General features: G+C 58.9%; 15 protein-coding genes and 1 pseudogene. 9 read left to right on the forward strand and 7 right to left on the reverse strand.

The genetic code is table 11. The annotated features are described in order from the left end of the window. Window positions 1-26 precede the first annotated feature (26 nt). Both QP908_RS08990 and QP908_RS08995 read left to right on the forward strand, forming a co-directional pair. Window positions 27-1,061: an alpha/beta hydrolase gene (locus QP908_RS08990; RefSeq protein ID WP_284772114.1), complete on the forward strand. Its 1,035-nt coding sequence runs from the start codon at window positions 27-29 to the stop codon at window positions 1,059-1,061. A gap of 239 nt (window positions 1,062-1,300) precedes the next feature. Further along, window positions 1,301-1,546, forward strand: a pseudogene (locus QP908_RS08995) (transposase); the annotation flags it as partial. Window positions 1,547-1,676: 130 nt separating this feature from the next. Here the strand turns inward: QP908_RS08995 and QP908_RS09000 are convergent. Further along, window positions 1,677-2,501 carry a GDSL-type esterase/lipase family protein gene (locus QP908_RS09000; protein ID WP_239269293.1) on the reverse strand — a complete coding sequence of 275 codons (825 nt, stop codon included), beginning with the start codon at window positions 2,499-2,501 and terminating at the stop codon, window positions 1,677-1,679. Window positions 2,502-2,809: 308 nt separating this feature from the next. Here QP908_RS09000 and QP908_RS09005 point away from each other — a divergent pair, with 308 nt between their 5' ends. From QP908_RS09005 to QP908_RS09030, 6 genes are all read left to right on the forward strand, one after another. Next, window positions 2,810-4,759, forward strand: a complete 1,950-nt coding sequence (locus QP908_RS09005; RefSeq protein WP_239269292.1) for an alpha/beta hydrolase-fold protein — start codon at window positions 2,810-2,812, stop codon at window positions 4,757-4,759. A 2-nt stretch (window positions 4,760-4,761) separates the two neighbouring features. Further along, on the forward strand, window positions 4,762-5,277 hold the full coding sequence (locus QP908_RS09010; RefSeq protein ID WP_239269291.1) for a DUF732 domain-containing protein: 516 nt from the start codon (window positions 4,762-4,764) through the stop codon (window positions 5,275-5,277). A 33-nt stretch (window positions 5,278-5,310) separates the two neighbouring features. Then, entirely contained in the window at window positions 5,311-6,231 is a 921-nt protein-coding gene (locus QP908_RS09015; protein ID WP_239269290.1) for a cutinase family protein, read from the forward strand. A gap of 59 nt (window positions 6,232-6,290) precedes the next feature. Continuing rightward, window positions 6,291-8,036, forward strand: coding sequence for a FadD32-like long-chain-fatty-acid--AMP ligase (locus tag QP908_RS09020; RefSeq protein WP_284772115.1), 1,746 nt, complete (start codon window positions 6,291-6,293; stop codon window positions 8,034-8,036). 90 nt (window positions 8,037-8,126) lie between these two features. Further along, window positions 8,127-12,887, forward strand: a complete 4,761-nt coding sequence (locus QP908_RS09025) for a type I polyketide synthase (RefSeq protein WP_284772116.1) — start codon at window positions 8,127-8,129, stop codon at window positions 12,885-12,887. Next, entirely contained in the window at window positions 12,862-14,418 is a 1,557-nt protein-coding gene (locus QP908_RS09030; RefSeq protein WP_284772117.1) for an acyl-CoA carboxylase subunit beta, read from the forward strand. Before QP908_RS09025 ends, QP908_RS09030 begins: the two co-directional genes overlap by 26 nt. Window positions 14,419-14,672: 254 nt before the next feature. Here QP908_RS09030 and lipS1 read toward each other — a convergent pair whose 3' ends face one another. The 6 genes from lipS1 to trmB all read right to left on the reverse strand — a co-directional run bounded on the left by lipS1 (window position 14,673) and on the right by trmB (window position 21,207). Then, the gene (lipS1, locus tag QP908_RS09035; protein ID WP_284772118.1) at window positions 14,673-16,067 is read right to left on the reverse strand and encodes a triacylglycerol lipase LipS1; all 1,395 of its coding nucleotides are present in this window, start codon (window positions 16,065-16,067) and stop codon (window positions 14,673-14,675) included. Between the two features lie 237 nt (window positions 16,068-16,304). Further along, window positions 16,305-16,643 carry a DUF3054 domain-containing protein gene (locus QP908_RS09040; protein ID WP_284772119.1) on the reverse strand — a complete coding sequence of 113 codons (339 nt, stop codon included), beginning with the start codon at window positions 16,641-16,643 and terminating at the stop codon, window positions 16,305-16,307. Next, window positions 16,640-17,668 (reverse strand): lysylphosphatidylglycerol synthase transmembrane domain-containing protein, encoded by a 1,029-nt coding sequence (locus QP908_RS09045; RefSeq protein WP_284772120.1) that lies wholly within the window; start codon window positions 17,666-17,668, stop codon window positions 16,640-16,642. The genes QP908_RS09040 and QP908_RS09045 overlap by 4 nt, the downstream gene beginning before the upstream one ends. Continuing rightward, on the reverse strand, window positions 17,669-19,822 hold the full coding sequence (locus tag QP908_RS09050; RefSeq protein WP_284772121.1) for an MMPL family transporter: 2,154 nt from the start codon (window positions 19,820-19,822) through the stop codon (window positions 17,669-17,671). A 14-nt stretch (window positions 19,823-19,836) separates the two neighbouring features. Next, window positions 19,837-20,430 (reverse strand): NYN domain-containing protein, encoded by a 594-nt coding sequence (locus QP908_RS09055; RefSeq protein WP_005285198.1) that lies wholly within the window; start codon window positions 20,428-20,430, stop codon window positions 19,837-19,839. Then, window positions 20,431-21,207, reverse strand: coding sequence for a tRNA (guanosine(46)-N7)-methyltransferase TrmB (gene trmB, locus QP908_RS09060; protein WP_284772122.1), 777 nt, complete (start codon window positions 21,205-21,207; stop codon window positions 20,431-20,433). Between the two features lie 362 nt (window positions 21,208-21,569). Here trmB and QP908_RS09065 point away from each other — a divergent pair, with 362 nt between their 5' ends. Then, window positions 21,570-23,396: a phosphoenolpyruvate carboxykinase (GTP) gene (locus QP908_RS09065; RefSeq protein ID WP_284772123.1), complete on the forward strand. Its 1,827-nt coding sequence runs from the start codon at window positions 21,570-21,572 to the stop codon at window positions 23,394-23,396. Window positions 23,397-23,850 lie beyond the last annotated feature (454 nt).

The raw sequence follows: 23,850 nt of genomic DNA on the forward strand, positions 1-23,850 counted from the left end.
AATTGAGTACTTTGTGGAGGAGAAAGATGACTGCATCTTTGAGGGGACGCGTCCTATCGGTCATCATGGCGGTGGCCGTAGCGCTTGGCCTCGCCGTAGTGGCAGGCGGCACGCAGCAGGCACACGCGGGAAACCGCGATTGGCTGCGTCCGGATAATACTGGCACCTGTGAATGGGACCCAGTTGGATTTTGGGTTCAGCGCTGTGATGTCTGGTCCCCGTCCATGAACCGTAATATCCCGGTACAGATCCAGCCCGCAAAGAATGGCGGCAACGCTGGTTTCTACCTATTGGATGGCATGCGCGCTACCTACGCAACCAGCGGCTGGGTTAGCCCGCATAGCGAGGTTAATGCCGCAAAGACCTACTCGGACAGCAACCTCACCCTCGTGATGCCGGCAGGTGGCGAGTCTTCTTTCTATGCCGACTGGCAGGCACCGGGCAAGTATGATCCGAACGATCCGGTTAACTACAAGTGGGAGACCTTCCTTACCCAGGAGCTTCCTGCCTACCTCGAGCAGAACTTTGGCGTGGCCCGCAACAACAATGCGATCGCTGGCCTCTCCATGGGTGCCGGTTCCGCCATGACTTTGGCTGCTAAGCACACTGACCAGTTCAAGCAGGTACTGTCCTACTCTGGTTACTTGACTATGACGGTTCCAGGTGCCCAGACTGTCCTTCGTTTGGCCATGCTGGATGTAGGCGGGTTCAATGTCAACGCCATGTACGGTTCCCTATTTAACCCAAGGCGTTTCCAGAATGACCCGCTCATGCTGATTCCGCAGCTGCGCGATGGTGGTACCGATGTTTATATTTCAGCCGCATCCGGTATGCCGGGTCAATTGGATAAGGAAACCCTCCCACCGAAGTTCCAAGCACCGGGTGTCGCACTGGAGGTTGGTTCTCAGCTGACCACCCGCGCTTGGGAAGGCGCCGCTCGACTGCAGGGTCTGAACCCAACGGTGAGCTACCCGGCCGAGGGCTTGCATAACTGGTACCAATGGGACTACCAGCTCAATGCTTCCAAGCCACGCGTTCTCAACGCTTTGAATGCCTGGTAAGGCTCACTAACGGACTATCCCCGCGCCGTTTGAACTGCTCCCCAGTAGTTGGACTGAGAAATCAGCTACCAACTAGTGGGGAGCATTTTTCTTTGGGACTATGAAGTTCGCTAAGTGAAACGCAGCGCGAGCAAAGGGTGGAGCGTTTCGAACAGGGCAGGGGCACCAAGCCGGAGGGGCTTACTGAAGGAGACAAACAGCGTCGCAAAAACGAACTGTTGCCGGCCGAAAATGCCTAGCTGAAAAATACAGATGAAGGCTTCCAATACCAGCATTCAACCTGGCGGACATTGATCCACGACAACGGCGGCGTTCAGTCGATGTCGCGTACAGCCAACTGCTACGACAACGCAGTAATAGAGAACGCTTTCGGTCACCTGAAAAGCGAGATATACCACGGAGAAGACTTCAACACCGTCGAGGAGTTCACCCAGGCGATCGAAGATTACATCCAGTGGTACAACACCGAACGCACCCAACAATGACTTAAGGGCCTGACCCCGATGTAATATCGGAATCAGGCCCTTGCGCCCCTAGCCACCTAGAAGCGAATCAGTCCAACTCTTGGGGACTAGTTCATGGCGCTTTCGGTGGTGTTGCGGGTTCGTGCTTTGGTTAGTGGTTTTGGAGTTCTCGGGTGATGATTTGGGTCATTCCGTCGTGTCCTACGTCTGTTGGGTGTAGTGGCATGACGGATGGGGCGGTTGGGGTCTGCACGAGTGTGGCCCATCGTTGGTTGGTGTCTGGTTGGCAGGGGTCGTGGGTCTTTGCTTGGTCGTGGAGGTTGATGAAGTTGACTCCGAGGTCGTGTGCTGCGCGTCCGATTTCGCGGTTGAATTCGTCTTCTGCGGTTGTTGCGCCCGGGATAGTTACTGGGAGCTGCAGCTGGTCGTGGTTGACTACGCACAGGGTGTCGTTGACGGTCATTGGGACGTAGTTGACCATGGTGATGCGGGCGTTGGGTGCGGCTTTGCGGATTTTGTTGAATTGGAAGTCTAGTAGTCCGCGGTAGGTGGAGGCTTTGGGAACGTCGGGGAGGGTGGCGTTGGCTAGGGCGTCGAAGTAGGTGCCTTGTTGGAGGCCGCCGTACATGAATACTACTTCTTTGGTGTCGTGGCCGATGTTGCCTTGTTTGATGGCGTCGTCGACGTGTTGGTTGACCCAGACGCTGGTTCCGTTGCAGGAGTAGTCGGCGAGGTTGTGGTCGAGGTTGTTGGCGGTTTGGTGCGCCCAGTTGTGCTTGTCGTTGAAGCAGGGGTGGAAGGGGCGCTTGTATGGGGAGGTTGCTCCTCGGTCTCCTGGTGCGCCGCCGTTGGCGGTGAAGGAATCGCCGAAGGTGACCATTTCCTTGCCTTGGTCCGCATTTGCAGTCTGGGCCATGGTGAGGCTTGTGGTGAGGGCGATGAGTCCGGCGGTGATTTTGGTCTTTATGTTTTTCATATCTTTCGCCTTGGGTAGGGGATGTTTACAGGGTGCACCTTTGTGCATGCTGTGGTTATCTTAGTGGTTTCTTGGTGAGAGTCCAGTCTGTAGTTAAGCTGGGAGATTTGCTTATTGGGTGATTCCGGGGGACAGCCTCTGCATCGAGATAAATGGTGATATAACTTTGCACGGCGTGTCAGCCTTTCCAAAGCTTCAAGTTCAACTTAAACTTAAGCGCACAATAGACAGCTCACGCCGCAGGTAGCAGTCCGGAGGAGGGGAACCTTCGGAATGCGGCCGCGGTAAATCTTCAAGGACGTTTACCTATGCGCAAAAACACTTCCCCGGGCAAGGTCCGTAAGGGGCTCGCGGTAGCAGCCATGCCGACCGCCATTGCCGTTGGACTTGCCCTGCTGCCCAACGCCACCGCCCAAAGCTCTCTTGGTGACATGAGCTCCGCTCAGCCAGGCAACGGCAGCAGCCTGTCTGATCACTTTGCGCCTAAGGATCCGCCGGCCCGTACCCCAGTGGAGACCGAATACCCACAGGTGGAGGGGCTGCCGGATGGCGTAAAGATCAACCGTGTGGAGTACCTGTCCAACCGTCACCTGATGGTTTATATCCAGTCCGCAGCCATGCCGGATCACGAGCAGAAGGTGCAGATCCAGCTCGCGCGCGACTGGTATTCGCAGCCGGAGAAGAAGTTCCCAGAGGTATGGGCACTTGATGGCCTGCGCGCCCGCGATGACGAGTCCGGCTGGACCATTGAGACCAATATCCTCAACCAGTATGCGGATCGCAACGTCAACCTCATCATGCCGGTGGGTGGCGAATCTTCCTTCTACTCCGATTGGCAGCAGCCGGATGCAGGGAAGAACTACAAGTGGGAGACTTTCCTTACCAAGGAATTGGTCCCAATTTTGGATCATGAATACCGCTCCAACCAGAAGCGCGCGGTGACTGGGCTGTCCATGGGCGGTACCGCAGCGGTCAACTTGGCGGAGCGTAACCCGCACTTGTTTGATTTCGTGGGTTCGTTCTCCGGCTACCTCGATATGACTACCCGTGGCATGCCACAGGCCATCATGGCTGCGCAGCGCGATGCTGGCGGCTACGATTCCCGCAAGATGTGGGGCGAGCCGGGCTCGCAGGATTGGATCGACCACGATCCGAAGCTGGGCATCGAAAACCTCAAGGACATGCAGGTCTATGTCTCTGCTGGTAACGGCAAGGACGACTTTGGCCAGGAAGACTCGGTGGCCAAGGGACAGGCAAGTCTGGCCGGCATGGGGCTGGAAGTTATCTCTCGGATGTCCACCCAGACCTTCGTGGATTACGCGAAGCGCGCCAATGTGGAACCAGTAGTGGAATTCCGGCCCTCCGGCGTGCACAGCTGGGAATACTGGCAATTTGAGATGCAAAATGCATGGCCGCACATTGCTGATGCCCTCGACCTTGACAAGGCTGACCGCGGTGCGGATTGTAATACCGAAGGCGATATCGCCAAGGCCACCAAAGAAGGCATACTCGGTTCCTGCCTGAATAACGAATATGATGTTGCCGGTAAGGGCAAGGCACAAGACTTCGAAACCGGTACGGCGTACTGGTCCCCGGAGAATGGTGCGCACGCCCTGTACGGCCGCATCGGCGCCCGCTATGCGGAAATCGGTGGCCCCACCTCCTGGTTGGGCTTCCCTAAGTCCGGTGAAACTAAGACGATGGATGGCAAGGGACGCCTCGTGCGTTTTGAACACGGTTCCATTTACTGGAGCCCAGAGACCGGCGCCTGGGAAATTACCGGTGACATGTACAAGAAGTGGGGCGAGAAGGGCTACGAAGGCGGCGATCTGAAGTTCCCGACCGGCCCGGTAAAGAAGGTGGGCGATGGCCTTGTCCAGGAATTCCAAGGTGGCATTCTGACCCGCAACCCGGACGGCAAGAACCAGGTCTCCTTTGGTGCCATTGGCAAAAAGTACAAGGACATGGGTGGCGCTGACTCCCCACTGGGCTTCCCCACGGACGGTGAGAAGAAGGTAGAGGGCGGCTTCTTCCAGGAGTTTGAACATGGCTCCATCTACTGGTCCCCAGAATCCGGCGCGCACTACATTTTGAAGGGCGCCATTATGGATGAATGGGGTAAGAAGGGCTGGGAGCAAGGCGAGTTTGGCTGGCCCACTTCTGATTACTCCGAAATCGCCGCTGGTGGATTGAAGCAGGAGTTCCAGCACGGGACGATCAGTGAAGTCATGGGCCGCGTACAGACTGAAAAGAAGTAAGCATGCGTAAATTAGCCCTCGTAGGAGCGGTCTTATGCCTCGGATTGGCAGGGTGTGACTCTGCCACCGTGGATAGTGACTCCGGCAATGACACCTCGGTGGCGCCGCTGTCGCGCGAAAAAACCTCCGAAGAATCGACCACGAGTAGTAGCGAGTCCGCATCCAGCAGCGCTTCCTCCTCGCAGGAGCCATCCGAATCCAAGGAATCCGCGGAGCCGACGAATGGGTCTCGTTCAGCGAACTCCCCAGAGGATCGCGGTGCGCGCGAGATTTCAGAGATCCCCTCCGCGCAGCTGCCCAAGGAAGAGGCTGCGTACTTGGATTCGTTGAAGGATGCCGGCGTGAATGTCGATGGGGTAGAAGATCAGCTCCTCGGCGCCGGTCAAGGGGCCTGCGGTGACAATGGCATCACTATTCCTGCGGTAGCTGGGCAACTGATTGAACAGCAACGCTCTGACATGGATTATGAGGAGCTCACCAAGCTTCTCCAGGACAACGCACGTTCAGCTCTTTGCTAGCTTTCTTTGAGGTTTTCCGGGTACAACTAGTTCATGCGAAAAATCATAACCGTCGTTGCCGTCCTCGCTCTCCTCGTCGTTATCGGCGCGGGGGCTGCGCATTACCTCACGAGCTCGGACTCGGCGGGGCCTAGCTCCCCCGAGGGGCCAGAATCCGGGCAGCCACCGGAGGAATCCCAGCCGGATTGGTGCCCGAGTGCGGAGTTCATCTCCGCGCCAGGTACCTGGGAATCGGCTGCCGACGATGATCCCCTCAACCCTTCTGCTAATCCGCGCTCGTTCATGCTGTCTATTACGCAGCCGTTGCAGGAGGCTTACGGGGATGATGTAAAGGTGTGGACCCTTCCTTATACTGCGCAATTTAAAAATATCAATGCGCAGGAGGAAATGAGCTACGACGATTCCCGTGATGAGGGCACCGCGAAGATGAATGAAGAGCTGCGCGGCATGCATGATAGCTGCCCACAGACTAAGTTCATTTTGAGTGGTTTTTCCCAAGGTGCGGTGATCGCCGGCGATGTGGCCGATGACATTGGCGGTGGCGAAGGTGTAATCCCCGCAGAAAATATCGCGGGCGTGGCGCTGATTGCAGATGGCCGGCGTGAAAACGGCGTGGGCCAAAATCCGGGCCACGAGCTCGGCGGAATTGGTGCCGAGATTGCCTTGGAGCCCGTCTCCGGCCTCGTTCAGCCCATCGTGCCTGGGGCTACCATGCGCGGCGCGCGCCCGCACGGCTTCGGAGAGCTCGCGGATAGAACCTTCCAGATCTGTGCCCCCAATGACACCGTGTGTGATGCGCCCACCGGCGTGGGCAATGGTTTGGAACGCGCCAAGGATTTGATCGGGGCCAATGGGGTGCACGCGCAATACGCCAGCAACGACGGCGTGATTGATGGGACTACTGCGAACCAGTGGGTTGTGGACTGGGCACACGGCGTCATTGACGCCGTGTAATGTGAGGCGCTATAACATCGATATTTTTTAAGACAAAACCATTTACCAAAGGAGAATCGATGGATATACAGCAACTCATGGGGAAGTTCTTTGACACCGAGGGCAATATAGCCCTCCCGGCAGAGCTCACCTTGGCGGGCTTGGCCGAGAACCTCTACCAGGCAGAGACGGATACCTCGCAGGTTGTAATCCGCCAGTGGCTATACGGTGAGGAAGACACCGCCCGTGAGCTCAGCCGCCAGGAGGTCAATACCCGGATCAAAGTGGTGGCAGCGCGCCTAAAACAGGTTGCAGAACCGGGAACCCGCGTGGCCATTCTGGCAGGCAACTCTCCCGAATACCTCTTTGGTTTCTTAGGTGCGATGTATGCGGGAATGACCCCGATTCCGCTCTATGATCCGAATGAGCCGGGGCACGCGGATCACCTCAAGGCGGTCTTTGCTGACTGCGAGCCCCCTATCGTGTTGACCAATCGCGTATCGGCCGCGGCGGTGCGCAGCTACTTCTCCACCGAGCGGGAGCGCCCGCGCGTCATCTCCATCAATGCGCTGCCTGATTCCTTGGCGGCGTCGTGGAAGCCGGTCGCTGGCGCGGGCGTGGAGTCCACCGCCTTCCTGCAGTACACCTCTGGTTCAACGCGCACCCCTGCTGGTGTAGAACTGAGCAATCGCGCGATTTTGGTGAATGTGCTGCAGATCTTCCGGGCGGTGAACCTGCAGTTCCCACCGCGCGTGGTCTCGTGGCTGCCGATGCACCACGATATGGGCATCATCTTGGCGCTATTCACCACTATTTTGGGCATCGAATTGGACATGATGACCCCGCGCGATTTCATCCAACACCCCAACCGGTGGGTTGAGCGCATCAGCTGCCAGCCGGGTAAAGAGAAGAATACCTATACCGCCGTGCCCAATTTCGCCTTGGAATTGGCCGCGCGCTACGGCAAGGACGCGGATTTCTCCAACGTTGATGGCATCCTCATTGGTTCTGAGCCGGTGACGGAACCAGCGGTACAGAAGTTCTTAGACACTTTTAGCGTTGACCGCTCGGTGCTGCGTCCGTCCTACGGTTTGGCGGAGGCAACCCTCATCGTCGCTACCGCACAGGATGAAAAGCGCCCCGTCATTTCCCATTTCAACCGCGAAAAGTTGGCGGACGGGCACGCTGTTATTGAAGAAAAGTCCGCTGCAACGGTTGCTTTTGCCTCGAATGGCCAGGGCGTCTCGTTCCAGCACCTGGCCATCGTGGATCCTGAAACTAAGGCCGAGGTCCCAGAGGGCACCATCGGTGAAATCTGGGTGCATGGACAAAATATGGCAACGGGCTACCTCAACCGCCCGGAAGAAACCGCGGCTACCTTCCGCAATACTCTGGACGAGCGCATCCAGGATGGCCTGCCGGAGGATGATTGGTGGATGGCCACCGGTGATCTCGCCACCATCATCGAAGGCGAACTGTATATCACCGGGCGGCTTAAGGATCTCATCGTCATCGCCGGGCGCAATCACTACCCGCAAGATATTGAAGGCACCGTGCAGGACGCATCGGCGCACGTGCGCCCAGATTCCGTCGCCGCCTTTGCCGTAGAGGGCGAAAACTCAGAGTCCTTGGTTCTCTTGGTGGAGCGCGCCGATGATGCGGATCCGTCCGGCGACGCTGCCGCCGGCGAGGCGATTCGCACGGCCGTGACGAAGAATCACGGCATTACCCCGAGCGATATCGTGTGGAAGGCGCCAGGAGAAATTAAGCGCACCTCCTCGCATAAGATTGCCCGCCGCGTGGCAAAGAAGGACTACCAAGCCTAAAGCTGGATTCGGACGTTGAGTTAACAAGGTGACAAAATAGAGCGATATAGGTATTTGTCGTTCTATTAACCCCACTAGGAAAGACGGTTTATGACCATCGAGCAACTTCGTGCATGGCTGCGTGACTGGGTATCCCAGGCCACGGGCGTAGCGGCCGCAGAGATTTTAGATTCCACCCCCCTGGAAAACTATGGTCTTTCCTCTCGAGATGCCGTAGTGCTGTCGGGTGAATTAGAAAATCTTTTAGGCACGCAGCTCGATGCGACGGTGGCGTATGAGTACCCCACGATTGAACTTCTAGCCAATCGCTTGCTTAATGGGCCCGCGGGGCGGCACGACGATGCACCGCGCGTGCAGCGCACAGCTCGCGCTGCACAGGGTACTGATATTGCGGTTATCGGCTTGTCCGGACGTTTCCCAGGCGCTAAAGATGTGCCGGAATTTTGGACCATGCTCGCTGAATCGCGCGCGGGCACTGGGCCGCTGCCGGTGGGGCGGTGGTCTGAGTACAGCGCGGATCCGGTAATGAGCGAGAAGATCGCGCAGCACAATACCGACGGCGGTTATATCGACGATATTGCATCCTTTGACGCGGAGGTTTTCGGCCTATCGCCGCTGGAGGCCGCAAACATGGATCCGCAGCAGCGCATCCTGCTTGAGTTGGTATGGCACGCGCTGGAGAACGCGGGCCTTCCCGCCAATGAGCTGCGCGGCACGCACACGGGGGTGTACATGGGCTCGACCAATAATGATTACGGCATGCTGATTACCGCCGATCCCACGGAGATGCACCCTTATGCACTCACGGGTAATTCCTCGGCAATCGTTGCCAACCGCATTTCCTATGCCCTGGATTTCCGCGGCCCGTCCATCAATGTGGACACGGCCTGCTCGTCTTCCTTGGTTGCAGTCGATCATGCGATCAAGGATCTGCGCACCGGTGCGGCCGATGTAGCGCTGGCGGGTGGCGTGAATATCTTGGCCGCCCCGCACGCCTCCACCGCCTTTTCGGAGCTCGGCGTGACCTCTCCTACCAGCGCCATTCATGCTTTTTCTGATGACGCCGATGGCATCGTGCGTGCCGATGCCGCCGGCGTGCTGGTGCTCAAGCGCCTACAGGACGCGGAGGATGATGGCGATGAAATCCTAGCCGTCCTCAAGGGCTCTGCCGTCAATTCTGATGGCCACTCGAATGGCCTGACTGCGCCTAACCCAGAAGCGCAAGAAGACGTGCTGCGCCGCGCCTACGCGGATGCGGGCGTGGCGCCCGAGGACGTGGATTATGTGGAGGCCCACGGTACGGGCACCATCTTGGGCGATCCCATCGAGGCCAGCGCGCTCGGCCGCGTGCTGGGCGCTGGGCGCGGCATCGAATCGCCCGTGCTCTTGGGCTCTGCCAAGACCAATATTGGCCACTCCGAATCCGCCGCGGGCGTCGTGGGCCTCATCAAAGTCATCGAGGCCATGCGGCACGATATTATCCCGGCGAATATCAATTACGCTGGTCCGAACCGCTATATCGATTTCGTGGCCGAGCGCCTCGAGGTCGTTGAAGACCCGCGCGAGTGGCCGGAATACTCCGGGAAAAAGGTGGCCGGCGTATCGGGCTTTGGCTTTGGCGGCACGAATGCCCACGTCGTCTTGACGGATTACCAAGGCACCCCGCGTACCACCGAGCCGCAGCTATCCACCGACACGGTGGCGCTGCCGGTCTCCGGCCTCTTACCTTCCCGCCGCGCGCGTGCGGCGGGCCTGCTCGCGGATTTCCTCGAGGCAGAACAACCAGACCTAGCAGATGTCGCGCGCACGATCGCGCGCCGCAACCACTCGCGCTCGCGCGCCGTTGTCATGGCCAGCTCCACTGACGAGGCCATTAAGCGCCTGCGCCAGGTGGCCGAGGGCAAGGTGTCTGTCGGCATCGCCGCGGCGGATTCCCCGCAGGTGCAAGGTCCGGTCTTCGTGTATTCCGGCTTTGGTTCCCAGCACCGCAAGATGGCGAAGGACATGATCGCCCTGTCGCCGCTGTTTAGCGCGCGGCTGAAAGAACTCGATGACATCGTGGATTTCGAGTCGGGCTGGTCCATCCTGGACATCGTTGAAGATGATTCCCAAACCTATGACACGGAAACGGCGCAGGTTGCCATCACCGCCATCCAGATCGCGCTGACGGACCTATTGGCCTCCTTCGGCGTGCGCCCGGCGGGCGTTATAGGCATGTCCATGGGTGAAATCGCCGCGGCCTATGCCGCAGGTGGCATTTCCGCGCGGGATGCGATGATTATTGCCTGCCACCGCGCGCGCTTGATGGGCGAGGGAGAGGCATCGCTAAGCGAGGCCGAGCAAGGAGCCATGGCCGTCGTCGAGCTATCCGCCGAGGACATCGCCGCCCTCGATGCAGCCATCGAGCCAGCCGTCTATACCGGGCCCGGCATGACCACCGTGGGCGGTCCCCGCCAGGCGGTGCTGGATCTGGTGGAGAAACTCGACGGGGAAGGAAAATTTGCCCGCGCGCTCAACGTGAAGGCCGCGGGACATACCTCCGCCGTCGACCCGATCTTGGGCGAGCTCGAAGCTGCCATCGCCGGCATGGAGGCCCGCCCGCTGCATACGACCCTCTTTTCCTCCGTGGATAAGGGTGAGGTCTACCGCCCCGGCACCACCGTCCACGATGAGGATTACTGGCTGCGCATGACCCGCTACCCGGTGTATCTGCAGGACGCTACGGAACAGGCCTTTGCTGCAGGGCACACCCAGTTGGTGGAGATTTCGCCGAACCCGGTGGCGCTCATGGGGCTGATGTCTACCGCGTTTGCCGTGGGCAAGGCCGATGCGCAATTGCTGTATAGCCTAAAGCGCAAGGTGGAGCCCACCGAGTCCTTGTTGGATCTATTGAGCAAGCTCTACGTAACCGGAACCCCGGTGAATTTCGCCGCCGCATTGGGCTCGGGCGCGCAGGCAGAAGCGCCGTATACCCAGTTCAACCGCCAGCGCTTCTGGACCAACGCGCGGCCCTCGGCCGGGGTTTCCGGCTTGCCCGGTACTCGCGTGAACCTGCCGGAGGGCAAGGTGGCCTTTTCCACCAACGCGGATCAGGCCCCGTCCACGCTGGCCATCGTGGAGGCCGCCGCAGAAGCGGTGCAGCCTGGGGCGCACATCGTGGCCGCGGAGGAACACCGCGATCTCCCTCCGTACGGGGAAATAACCACCGTGGTCACCACGTCCATCGGCGGCATGTCCATCGCCGTCTACAGCGTGCAGGACACCCGGACGGAGTTCTTGGCGGAAGGTTTTGCCTCCGGCTTGGACTTGGGCGCGGGTGCGATCCCCGGGGTCGCAGCGGTGCCAGAGGGCAGCGCCGCCCCGGAGCCGACTGCCGATGACGCGAATGTAGACGCGGTGCGCTGGGATCCGCGCCAAGAAACCGTCGAGGACCGCCTGGCGCTTATCGTGTCCGAATCCATGGGATATGACGTCTCGGATCTGCCGCGCGAGCTGCCGCTGATTGACCTGGGCCTCGATTCCCTGATGGGCATGCGCATTAAAAACCGCGTGGAAAATGACTTCCAGATTCCACCGCTGCAGGTGCAGGCGCTTCGCGATGCCTCCTTGGCAGACGTCATCACCATGGTTGAGGAAGCCGTTGCCGGCGGCCGCATTGATAACAGTGAGAACAGTGCCGATGCTGCGTCGACTACCGAGTCCGCGGCACCCGCAGCAGACGAGACCACCCAAGACTCGGAGCAGGGCGTGGGCGTCGCCCCGCGCGATGCCTCTGAACGCATGGTCTTTGGCACGTGGGCAAGCATTACCGGCAAGGCCCCGGCGGGCGTGACCTCGCCGCTTCCGGAAATCTCCGAGGAAGTGGCAGCACAGATTGCCGAGCGTTTGCGCGAGCGCGCCCACATCGATGTCACCGCGCAGCAGGTCCTCGATGCCGAGGCGCTGGAAACCTTGTCTGACCTAGTCCGCGAGGGCCTTGAGACCGAGGTTGAAGGCAATATTCGCGTCCTGCGCGAGGCCGATGGGCCAGCCGTATTCATGTTCCACCCGGCCGGTGGAACCACGGTGGTCTATCAGCCGCTGACCCGCAGGCTGCCAGCGGATGTCGCCGTCTACGGAGTCGAAAGGATTGAAGGCTCCTTAGAGGAGCGAGCCGCTGCTTATATCGAGGACATCGTTCGCTATGCGCGCGGCCGCAAGGTCGTCCTGGGCGGTTGGTCCTTTGGTGGCGCCTTGGCCTATGAGGTGGCCTACCAGCTGGAAGAGCGCAGCAAGCGCGGGGAAGAGAGCGCCGAGGTCGCCTTCATTTCCTTGCTCGATACCACGCAGCCCTCCCACCCGGCACCGGATACGCCGGAAGAAACCCGCGCCCGGTGGGAGCGCTACGCTGCCTTTGCCAAGAAGACCTACGGCCTAGACTTCGAGCCGCCGTACGAGATGCTGGAAACCATGGGCGAGGATGCCTTGATGACCATGCTGGCGGAATTCTTGGCCACTACGGATGCCTCCGAACACGGCCTATCCGCCGGCGTCCTGGAGCACCAGCGCGCGTCCTTCGTGGATAACCAGATTTTGGCCAAGATCGATTTCCACCGCTGGGCCGATGTCAGCGTTCCCGTGCTGCTTTTCCGCTCCGAGCGGATGCATGACGGTGCGATCGAGCTGGAGCCGCGCTACGCTGAGATTGATCCGGATGGCGGCTGGGGCGTTATCGTTAAGGATCTAGATATTGTGCAGCTGCCCGGCGATCACTTGGCAGTGCCGGACGAGCCAGCCATTGGCATCGTGGGCAAGCATATGAACGATTGGATCGAGGAGAAGATACGTGGCGGCCAAGCAAACAACCGCTGAGAAACTCGCCGACCTGCGCAAACGCCTAGAAGAGGCGCAAGATCCAGGCAGCGAGCGTTCCCGCACACGCCGCGACGAGGCAGGCCGTACCACCCCTCGCCAGCGCATCAACGAGCTCTTGGATGAAGGTTCCTTTGTGGAAACCGGTTCCTTGGGCAAGACCCCGGGTGACCCGGAGGCCATCTATTCCGATGGTGTGGTTACAGGTTATGGCCGCGTATCCGGCCGGCCTGTGTGCATTTATGCCCACGATAAGACGGTCTACGGCGGTTCCGTGGGCGTGACCTTTGGCAAGAAGGTCACCGAGATCATGGATATGGCCATCAAGATTGGCTGCCCGGTCATCGGCATCCAAGATTCCGGTGGCGCCCGCATCCAAGACGCTGTGACCTCGCTGGCCATGTACTCCGAAATCGCCCGCCGTCAGCTGCCGCTTTCTGGCCGCAGCCCGCAGATTTCCATCATGATGGGTAAATCCGCCGGTGGCGCGGTCTACGCGCCGGTGACCACTGACTTTGTCATCGCTGTGGATGAGGAAGCGGAAATGTATGTCACCGGCCCCAACGTCATCCGTGAGGTTACCGGTGAAGACGTCACCTCCGCTGAACTCGGCGGTGCCCGACAGCAGGAGCTGAACGGCAACGTCTCTGCCGTGGTGGATTCTGAGGAAGACGCCTTTGACATGGTGCGCGATATTTTGGATCACCTGCCGCTGACCTGCTTTGATGAGTCGCCGACCTTCCCCGCGCCTTCTGATGCCGAAATCACCGAGGACGAGGATCTGAATTCCTTCATGCCGGATGACACCAATGCTGGCTACGACATGATGGATCTGCTCACTCAGCTCGGCGATGACGATGAGCTCATCGAAATCCAAGAAAATTTCGCGCCGAATATGATCACCGCCTTTGGCCGCATCGACGGCAAAACGGCGGGCTTTGTGGCCAATAACCCGATGCACTTGGCCGGCTGCATCGATGCCGATGCCGCAGATAAGGGCGCGCGCTTTATCCGCATCTGCGATGCCTATAATATCCCGCTCGTCTTCGTCGTCGATACGCCGGGCTACCTGCCGGGCGTAGAGCAGGAGAAGGTGGGTCTGATTCACCGCGGCGCGAAGTTTGCCTTCGCGGTCGTGGAAGCGACCGTGCCGAAGGTCTCGCTCATCGTGCGCAAGGCCTACGGTGGCGCCTATGCCGTCATGGGGTCGAAGAACTTAAGCGGCGATATTAACTTGGCGTGGCCTACCGCGCAGATCGCCGTCATGGGCGCGGCCGCCGCCGTGGTCATGATCGCGGGCAAGCAGCTCGAGGCCGCCGAGACCCCAGAGCAGCGCGAGATGACCAAGAAGATGTTCATGGACTTCTACGATGAGACCATGACGGCACCCTACGTTGCGGCGGAACGCGGCTACCTCGATGCCATGATTCAGCCGAATCAATCGCGCATTGCCCTGCGCCAGGCGCTGCGGCAATTGGCTACGAAGTCGGCGCATGACCTGCCCAAAAAGCACAATATTGCGCCGATGTAACGCGGTGCTACGGCGTCGCGATACCTAAATAAGAGTTTCGTGACAGCTGAAGGAGAATCCCTTGTTTAATTTGCTCTACGCTCTCGACCTGATTGGTGAGATCATTGGCTACGCTTACTGGGCGTACAACCAGTTCGCAGCGGGCGTGCCAATCAACGTGCCGTTCTAAGCTGAGAATATTTCGCACATATTTAAGGCTTCGAGGCTTGTTTGCCTCGGAGCCTTTTTACATGGTGTAGGGGGAGAGCAAGTATTTACTGGCTTCCCTTCTCGTGCTGTAGGGTGGCGTCGATCGCTTTTACTGATTCGATGATGTGCGGGATGGTACCGGTCGGGTGAGTGTGGGCGTTATTGGGGATGAAAGTGACATCGGTGCCGCGCTCAGTCCATTCATCGACGAGCTTTTCAGCGGTAGAAAACGGAATAACGTCGTCACCGCGGCCATGCGTGATGACGACTGGAATAGCGGGTGCATCGTAGCCAATATGCTGCTCTGCCAGTATCGATTTGAAAGGCTCGCTGTCAATAAAGTCCTGCACGTTCCTGCCATCGTTGCTGATCCGCTCCACGGTAGTGTCGGCGGTTTTAAGAAGCCCCATGGTGCAGGTATTCGTCGCATCCTGTAGCTTTCGTGTGCCCCTGTCATTGAGATGCGAGTACAGATCCTCGCCATAGGAGTTGCTTAGTCCCAAAAGGGCATACGCCTCGAAGAGGAAATACAATGATCCATCGAGGGCAGAAGGCAACAACGTTAGATCTGTTGGGGCAGCACCAATAGTCGCAAGCTTGATGTTGAGCTCCGGAGCATAGTCGTCATATAGCTCGGCGGCAGCGGCAGCGGCTCCTCCGCCTTGGGAATAGCCATTGATGAATACTGGGTTGGATTCGTTAATGTCCCAGCCATCCAGTTGCTGCGCAGCTCGAATGCTATCGAGGACCGTATGGCCTTGGGATGCACGATCCATGTACGTGTGCATGCCAGGGGTGCCAAGGCCCTCGTAGTCGGTGAGTACTACGGCATAGCCCTTCTTAAGGTACTGATGGAAATAGAACTGCTCGTAGTCTCCTACCCCGTCTGCAATTTTACGAGATGCGGCACAGCGGTCCGCTAAACCTTGGGTTCCCGGCGCAAATGCTACGACAGGGCGTGGGCCTTCTCCGCCCCACTCGGCCTTGGGCTCAATGACCATCCCGCTTACTTGGATCTTTTCTCCAGAACGGTTGGTGGAAGAATAGAGTATGCGGTCTGCCTTATAGGGGCCGACGTTGCTGATGCCAAGTGGATTTTTGGGGTTGCGCACAGATTCTGATCGGAAGAGCTGTCCTGGCTCCGAGGAATCGAGGTCTACCGGATCATGATAGAAAGCAGTGTATTGGTCTCCAATATGGTCACCTGAACCCAACAGCCCTGATGAAAGGGGAGGGAGTTTGGAGGCTTCTTCGGCCATTGATGCCGCCTCTTGTGAATCTTCAGCGGGTCCTGAGCTTTTAAGTGCCTCGTCAATAAAAGAGGATTCTGGAAGGTCTGAATTCTCTTCAATCGGTGGAGCCGATTCGACAGAATCGATAGCGCCGGCGACAGGGGAAGCGGCAGTGATGAGAACCCCTGAGGCCACAAGCGCTAGATAGTTACGGGTTGCAGCTTTCACTACGGGAGCCTTTCAACTTCTTGTAGGGATAATTGAGCGGTATCCGATTTTGAAATTCTGTGTTCGGATACGGGCAATTATTCACTAAAAGCTTTCCCGTACTATTAGGTTGAAATGTTATTTTGAGCCGATCACCCCTACAAGGGGCGAGGTGGACAGCGCAAAGCCAAAAACTGATGATTGAATTTGACTGATGTGTGCCCTAGGGAAAGCGTCTTTCCCATGGGCTGGGCGTATTTATTTACGGGCAAATAGCCGCCAGCCAAAGAAGAACAGGGCGGACATCACGGTCGCAACGATGAGGAAGCTCCAATGTGGCAGGCGGTCATTGACCATGATCCACAGGGCCATGCCGCCGATGATGGCAGACAGCCAGACTACAACGCCCTCTTTCCACTTGCCCTGGACCTTTGTGGCGAGGATGATGGCCCAGCCGATGAGCGCGCCTACCGCCCAAGGCCAGAAGGCATCGACCCAGCTGGAAAAGCTCAATCCGCCGTGGGCGAGGCGGGCGGCGATGGCGAAAATCATCAAGGCGATGATGTCAATGAGCGGAGCGATACGCGTGGAAGTCATACGGTTTCCTTTTCTTTTTCTTTACGGGATAGCGCGGCGTAGGTAATGCCCTTGCGGGCATAGTGCCAGAAGTAAATGACCCAGCCAATAGCGGTGATGAAGGCAAAAGAGATAAGGCGGTAGATGATCGCCGTGCTGGTGGCATCGACTGCGGTCATGCCCGTGGCCACGAGCGTGGCGATGATCGCCGCTTCCACCGTGCCGAGACCCGCCGGAGTGACCTGGGCGGAGCCGGCCAGCTTGGCGGTGAGATAAGCCAGCGCGACGCCGGCGATGGTGGTGGTGTTATCGGCCGAATCGGTCGTTGGCATCTGGCCGGTCACAGCCCAGACGCAGCCCCAGAGCGCGACCATGTCAATGAGCCGGTTGGTCAAGGAGTAGAACGACGCCCAGGCGAATTGCCGGCGGGTGAGGTGCACTTCCTTGAGGCTCTCTACGTGCTCGAGCAGTGCTTCGCGCTTGGAACCCTTTATCAGCCGCTGCTTTTTTACCCAGCGCTCGAGCGTTTCGGGGTGGTTGCTTAGCCAGAAGAGCCCGCCGGAGAGCGCCAGCATCGCTGCCAATGTGCCGATGAGGGACCACAGGGCCATATCGGCATTGAGGAAGAGCACGCCGCCGAGCCCAATAAGCACCAGCCACAGGGTGGAAATGGCCGATGACAGCACGAAGAACCAGCCGCACAGGACCACCGAGGCGCCCCAGGTGCGCTGCACGTGGAAGGTCAAAATGGCAGAAAAGGCGGGGCCTGCGGGCATGGTGGTGGACCACGAATTGGATGCAAAGGTAAGCGCGGCGGTTTCCGTGGCCTCCACCTCCACGCCACCGGCGCGGATGAGCAGGCGCATGACCTCACCCATGGCCACGACGGAGAGGATGGAGGCAACGACCACGAGCGTTACCGGCCCTGGTTCGGCGTGGGAGAGCCGGGAGAAGCCTTCGCTTAAAAAGTCCAGCTCATCGCGGAAGACATAGATGAGGATGGCCAGGATGACGAGCGAGGCGATAACTTGCAGCCAATTTTTCAATTATTTATCTCCTTCAAGGCGCCGCTTTAACTCACTGAAGGGAATGGTCTTCCCACGGCGGGTGGTACTACCAGAAAGCCTAGTGGTCAAGTGGTGCAACCAGCTAGGCGCCCACCAGTTATCCTCGCGCAGCAGGTGCATAACGGCGGGTACGAGGAGCATGCGGACAATGGTGGCATCGATAAGCAGCGCAAAAATCATGCCGTACGCGATGTATTTCATCATCACGATATCGGAGAAGCCGAACGCGCCCGCCACCACGATCATAATCAGGGCCGCCGCTGTGATGATGCCGCCGGTATGCGCGGTGCCTGTGGCGATGGCCTCATCCGTGGAATCGCCGCGCCGCCGCGCCTCCACCATGCGGGAGACCAAAAAGACCTCGTAGTCGGTGGACAGTCCATAAATGATGGCGATGATCAGCACCAGAATGGGGCTCATCAGCGGGCCGGGCGAGAAGTTCAGCGCGCCAGAGCCCACGCCGATGACGAACATGAGCGTGAGGATGCCCAGGGTGGCGCCCAGGGTCAACAGCGTCATGACAATGGCCTTAATCGGCAGCACGAAAGAGCCAAAGACTAATGCCATGAGGATGAAGGTGGCGAGTACGACGTACAGCGCCATCCACGGCAGCTTGTGGAAGAGGGCATCGAGCGACTCGACCTCCATGGCTGGCGTGCCGCCGACATACAGGTTGACGCCCTCGGGCGCTTTGACGTCCTCGAGTTCGTGGACGATTTGTGCGTAGTCCTCGCGGTCCTTAATGCCAGCCGAAAGGACAGTAGTCCCGTCCTTGGTGGCGGTCGATGGACCCATGGGCTCGGTAAGGCCGTCGAGGCCGCGGACTTGCATGACGACATCGACAAGCTGCTCGTTGGTGGCGCCTTCCACCACGAGCTTGACCGGCTCGGTGCGGAAGGCAGGGAACTCGTCGTTGAAGGTATCCTGCGCCACGCGAGTGTCGTGGTTGGGCGGCAGGTAGGTTTCGTTGATGCCGCCGAAGGTGATGCTCATGATCGGCAGTGCGAGCGCAATGAGCAGGCCACAGATGGCCAGGGTCAGGCCCTTGGCGCGGCGCATGGCCCAGCGCGGCAGCTTGTACCACCAGGTGTCCTGAATGGTGCGGGCCGTGCGGGAGGTGCGGCGTACCGACCACAGGTCGATCTTGGGCCCGAGCATGCCAAACAGGGCCGGCAAAACGGTGACGGACAAAAGGGCCGCCAGGCCGACGGCGGAAATCGAGCCATAGGCAACGGACTTCAAGAAGGCCTGGGGGAAGAGGAAGAGCCCAGAGAGCGCGACGGCGACCATCGCCGCGGAAAAGACCACGGTCTGCCCGGCGGTGGCGGTGGTGGTGGCCACGGCATCCTTGGTGGAACTTCCCTTATCCAGTTCCTCACGGAAGCGGGAGACCATAAATAGGCCGTAATCGATGGCCAAGCCCAGCCCCAGCAGCGTGACCACTGCCTGGGCAAAGACGTTGACCTGCAGGAAACCGGCCAGGACGGCCAAAATGCCCAGCGAGCCCAGGATGGATAGGCCACCGACGATAAGCGGCATGAACGCCGCCACTACGGAACCAAAGACCACCAGAAGCAGCAGGCCAACGAGCGGGAGCGCGGCCTTTTCCGCGCGCGCAATATCTTCTGCCATGCCTTCATCGAGGGCGTCCGCCACGGCCGTGGCGCCGGCAACCTTGACCGGCGCGGAGGTATCCGTCAGCGCGCCCTCGATGGCGCGGAAATCCTTCAGGGTTTGTTCATCATCGCCCTTGAGCCCAATGGCAGCAAAGGCCAGCGAGTGATCATCATTGACCAGGTTGGGATTCTTGCTATCGAAATAGCTGGTGACAGAGTCAATCTGGTCCGGGTACTCCTCTTTGAGCTGCGCCAAGTGCTCCTTGGCGGCATCGAAGTTCTCATCGGGCGAGCTAAAGAGCAAAATCACGTCGCCGGAATTATCGCGGCCGAACGTTTCTTGTTCGATTTGCGCCGCGCTTGTCGATGCCGCATTCGGGTCCTCCCAGCCCTCCTGGCTCATGCGTTCCTCGAGCTGGGTTCCAAAGCCTACGAAGAGGGCAAGGATGGCACCGAGGATGACGATGGGAATGACCTTACGGTGCGCGTAGGAAAATCGTCCCCATTTTTCAAACATGTGGGGTAAGCCTCCTAGCTATTATTCAGTAGCGCAGCCAGCGGGCGGAATGGCTGGAGCCATGCACCACCTTCAGGCAGGTTATCCAGGTTGACGCGCGGCAGCGGCTCGCGAAAGACGCCGTCAATATCTTCTAAGTCAACGAACTCGATCTCGGGGTGGCCCACGGCCCAAGAGGCATGTTCGTGGAAACCCAGGACGGTAACAGGCAGGCCCTCATCAATGAGCTCTTCTAACAAGGGCTGAAAGTTCTGACCATCGGCAGAGGCCACCACGACGCCGGCGAGATCATCGCGCAGTTTTTCAATGTGGTCGATCATATCCGGATCCACGTCATCATCCTCGTGGATCTTCGGCTTGGCAAAGACACCAAAGCCCACGTTGCGGATGGCCTCCACCCACGGGCGAATCACATCGGCGCCGCCGGGGGAGACATTGGTAAATACTGCGGCCTGCGGATCCGCATCGACATCCACCGCGCGGTAGACCAGCCACCGGCCGATGGCATCAAAACGCGGGCGGTGCGCCGCGGTGGGGCGCCCGCCGAGCAGCGAGCCGAGCCCCATATCCATATTGGGTGCGTCCCACACCAGTAGATAGGTGCTCATTTACTTCTTCTCCCACAGGTATTCAGTAATGATGTGTTCTTTATCTAGGCCCTTGCCCTCAAACTTGGTGATGATCTGGCGATCCACCAATTGCGGGCAATCCGGCCACGGCCAGCCCTTGTACTCCAGGCTGGGCTCGACGTGTACGAGCTCATCTATCCATTCGGCATAACCGGCGTGATCGGTCGCAACGTGCAGGACGCCACCCTTCTTCAACCGGGAGGCAAAGAGGTTGAGCGTGCCAGATTGGATGATGCGGCGCTTGTGGTGGCGCGCCTTGGGCCAGGGGTCCGGGAAGAAGACGCGGATGCCGTCGAGGGATTCCGGGGCAATCATACGCACCATGACCTCCACGCCATCACCACGGATCATGCGGATATTATCGATGCCCTCGCGCTCCACCTGCCCCATGAGCTTGGCCAAGCCTGGCTTATAGAGCTCTACCGCGATGATATTGGTGTCCTGCTCCAGCGGCGCCATGGCCGCGGTGGAGGTACCGGTGCCGGAGCCGATTTCCACGATGGTCTTGGCGCCGGTGCGGCCGAACCACTCATCGACATCGATAAGCTCATCGCTTAAGACGCGGCCCAGCTCGGGCCAGCGCTGCTCAAAAAGCTGGTGCTGGTTATCCGTGAGCGTGCCGCGGCGGAAGGTGACATTGCCCAGGCGCGGGTAGTCCAGGTCATTATCAAAGACCGCATTGAAGTCCGTTTGCGGCGGGCGACCCGGCGGCATTTCTCCGGCAGGGGTGTTTTGAGAATTATCCGTGCTATTCATCGCGCCCTATTTTTCCCTGTCCAGGCATGGCAAGCAATATGCCGCGCCGGGTATTTTCCCCGCCGTATGGGGGAGGGAGGATAACTGGTGGATTCTGCGGGGGTGGTTCTTTGTGGCATAGAATGGGTAAATAGGAAACCTTAATACCCCCGAAATGGTGTGGAGAAAATCACGCTTGATATCACAATTATCCACAGTGTGCTTGGTAAATGTCCGCTCACGGCGGTGGATATAACCGGAGTGGGAAAAATGACACTTAATGTGACCAATATTTTGTCTTTGCCGGTTAATCTGGAGGCGGAAGGCAAAGTTGGGCCGTGATATGCCCCGATTTTCACATCCTATCCAGAGGAGAATTTTTCATGACCGCCACCATTCAGGGCCTCGTTGGAGAGCTGCCTACAGACAATCAAGAACTGATCGATTGGATTAATGAAAGTGTTGAGCTTTTCCAGCCGGACGAGGTGGCTTTTGTGGATGGCTCACAGGAAGAGGCTGACCGCCTCGCCGCAGAGCTGGTCGATAAAGGCACCCTCATCAAGCTCAATGAGGAAAAGCGCCCGAATTCCTACTTGGCGCGGTCCAACCCTGCGGACGTTGCCCGCGTGGAATCCCGCACCTTCATCTGCACCTCGAAGGAAAAAGATGCGGGCCCAACCAATAACTGGGCACCGCCAAAGGCCATGAAGGAAGAAATGACGGAGGCCTTCCGTGGATCCATGAAGGGCCGGACCATGTACGTCGTTCCTTTCTGCATGGGCCCGATTAGCGATCCAGAGCCCAAGCTTGGCGTGCAGCTGACCGATTCCGCTTATGTGGTCTTGTCCATGCGCATCATGACCCGCATGGGCGCAGAAGCACTGGACAAGATCGGTACGGACGGCGATTTCGTCCACGCCCTCCACTCCGTCGGCGCCCCGCTGCAGCCAGGCGAAGAGGACGTTGCTTGGCCATGCAACGACAATAAGTACATCACCCAGTTCCCAGAGACCAAGGAGATTTGGTCCTACGGTTCCGGCTACGGCGGCAACGCCATCCTGGCCAAGAAGTGCTACGCGCTGCGCATCGCGTCCGTCATGGCCAAGGAAGAAGGCTGGATGGCTGAGCACATGCTCATCCTGAAGCTGACGAACCCTGAAGGAAAGAACTACCACGTCGCCGCCGCATTCCCATCCCAGTGCGGTAAGACCAACCTGGCCATGATCACCCCCACCATTCCGGGCTGGAAGGCCGAGGTCGTGGGCGATGACATCGCCTGGCTGCACCTGCGCGAGGACGGCCTTTACGCTGTGAACCCGGAAAACGGATTCTTCGGCGTTGCCCCTGGCACCAACTACGACTCCAACCCGATCGCCATGGATACCATGAAGCCGGGCAATACCTTGTTCACCAACGTTGCGCTTACCGATGACGGCGACGTCTGGTGGGAGGATATGACCGAGGAGGCACCAGAACACCTCATCTCTTGGACCGGTGAGGACTGGACGCCGGCATCGTCCACCAAGGCCGCCCACCCGAACTCCCGCTACTGCGTACCGATTTCCCAGTGCCCCACCGCCGCGCCGGAATACGACGACTGGAAGGGCGTCAAAATCGATGCCATCCTCTTCGGCGGCCGCCGCAAGACCACGGTTCCGCTGGTCACCCAGTCCTTCGACTGGAACCACGGCACCATGATCGGTGCACTGCTGTCCTCCGGCCAGACCGCAGCGGCAGAGGGCGAAGTAGGCGCGCTGCGCCACGACCCGATGGCCATGCTGCCGTTCATGGGCTACAACGCCGGTGACTACCTGCAGCACTGGATTGACATGGGTAAAAAGGGCGGCGACCGCATGCCAGAGGTCTTCCTGGTTAACTGGTTCCGCCGCGGCGACGACGGCCGCTTCCTGTGGCCAGGCTTTGGCGAGAACTCCCGCGTTCTTAAGTGGATCATCGACCGCATCGAAGGCAACGTGGAGGCCGAGGACACGGTGGTCGGCCGTACTGCCCGCGCCGAGGACATCGACTTGGAAGGCCTTGACTTCGATATCGACGACGTTCGCGCCGCCCTTGACGTTGACCCGAAGGAATGGCAAGGCGATATGCAAGACAACGCCGAGTACCTGAACTTCTTGGGCTCCCGCGTGCCTGAGGAAGTGTGGAACCAATTCCGCGCCCTGAAGAAGCGCGTGGAGGACGCCGCTTCCTAACGCGTTCATCCGCGGTAAATCCCGCATAAAGCTAACCCCAGCAGCGTAAAGCTCTGGGGTTAGATCTTTGTTGGGGTTAAACAACACATTCTGTGGTTTAGGCCTCGGAACGATTCCTGCACTACGAAAGTGGGAATAAATCGTCTCTAGGATTGGTCACGGGTCCAACAGGGCCCCTCGGCGAGTGCCCCAACCGGTGAGGACTGGAACGTCGTTATTCGAGGAGCTTGCTGTAGTGTGGGCGAGCTTTCATTACATGGATTAATAGTTCGTCCCCGTCGGAGGCAACAACGACGACGGTGTCCAGTAGTCGAGCGTGTGTATCAAAACCGAAACGGAGTTCTCGCCATTGGTTAGGGTCATCGTCAAGAGGCTCTATCCACAGTGGATAGGAAGCTGCATGGATTCCGTCGGTTTCTGCGATACCGTGCTTTGTGGCGGATTTGGCTGTTCT

It is taken from the genome of Corynebacterium sp. MSK204 (genome assembly GCF_030229885.1).
GTDB lineage: Bacteria > Actinomycetota > Actinomycetes > Mycobacteriales > Mycobacteriaceae > Corynebacterium.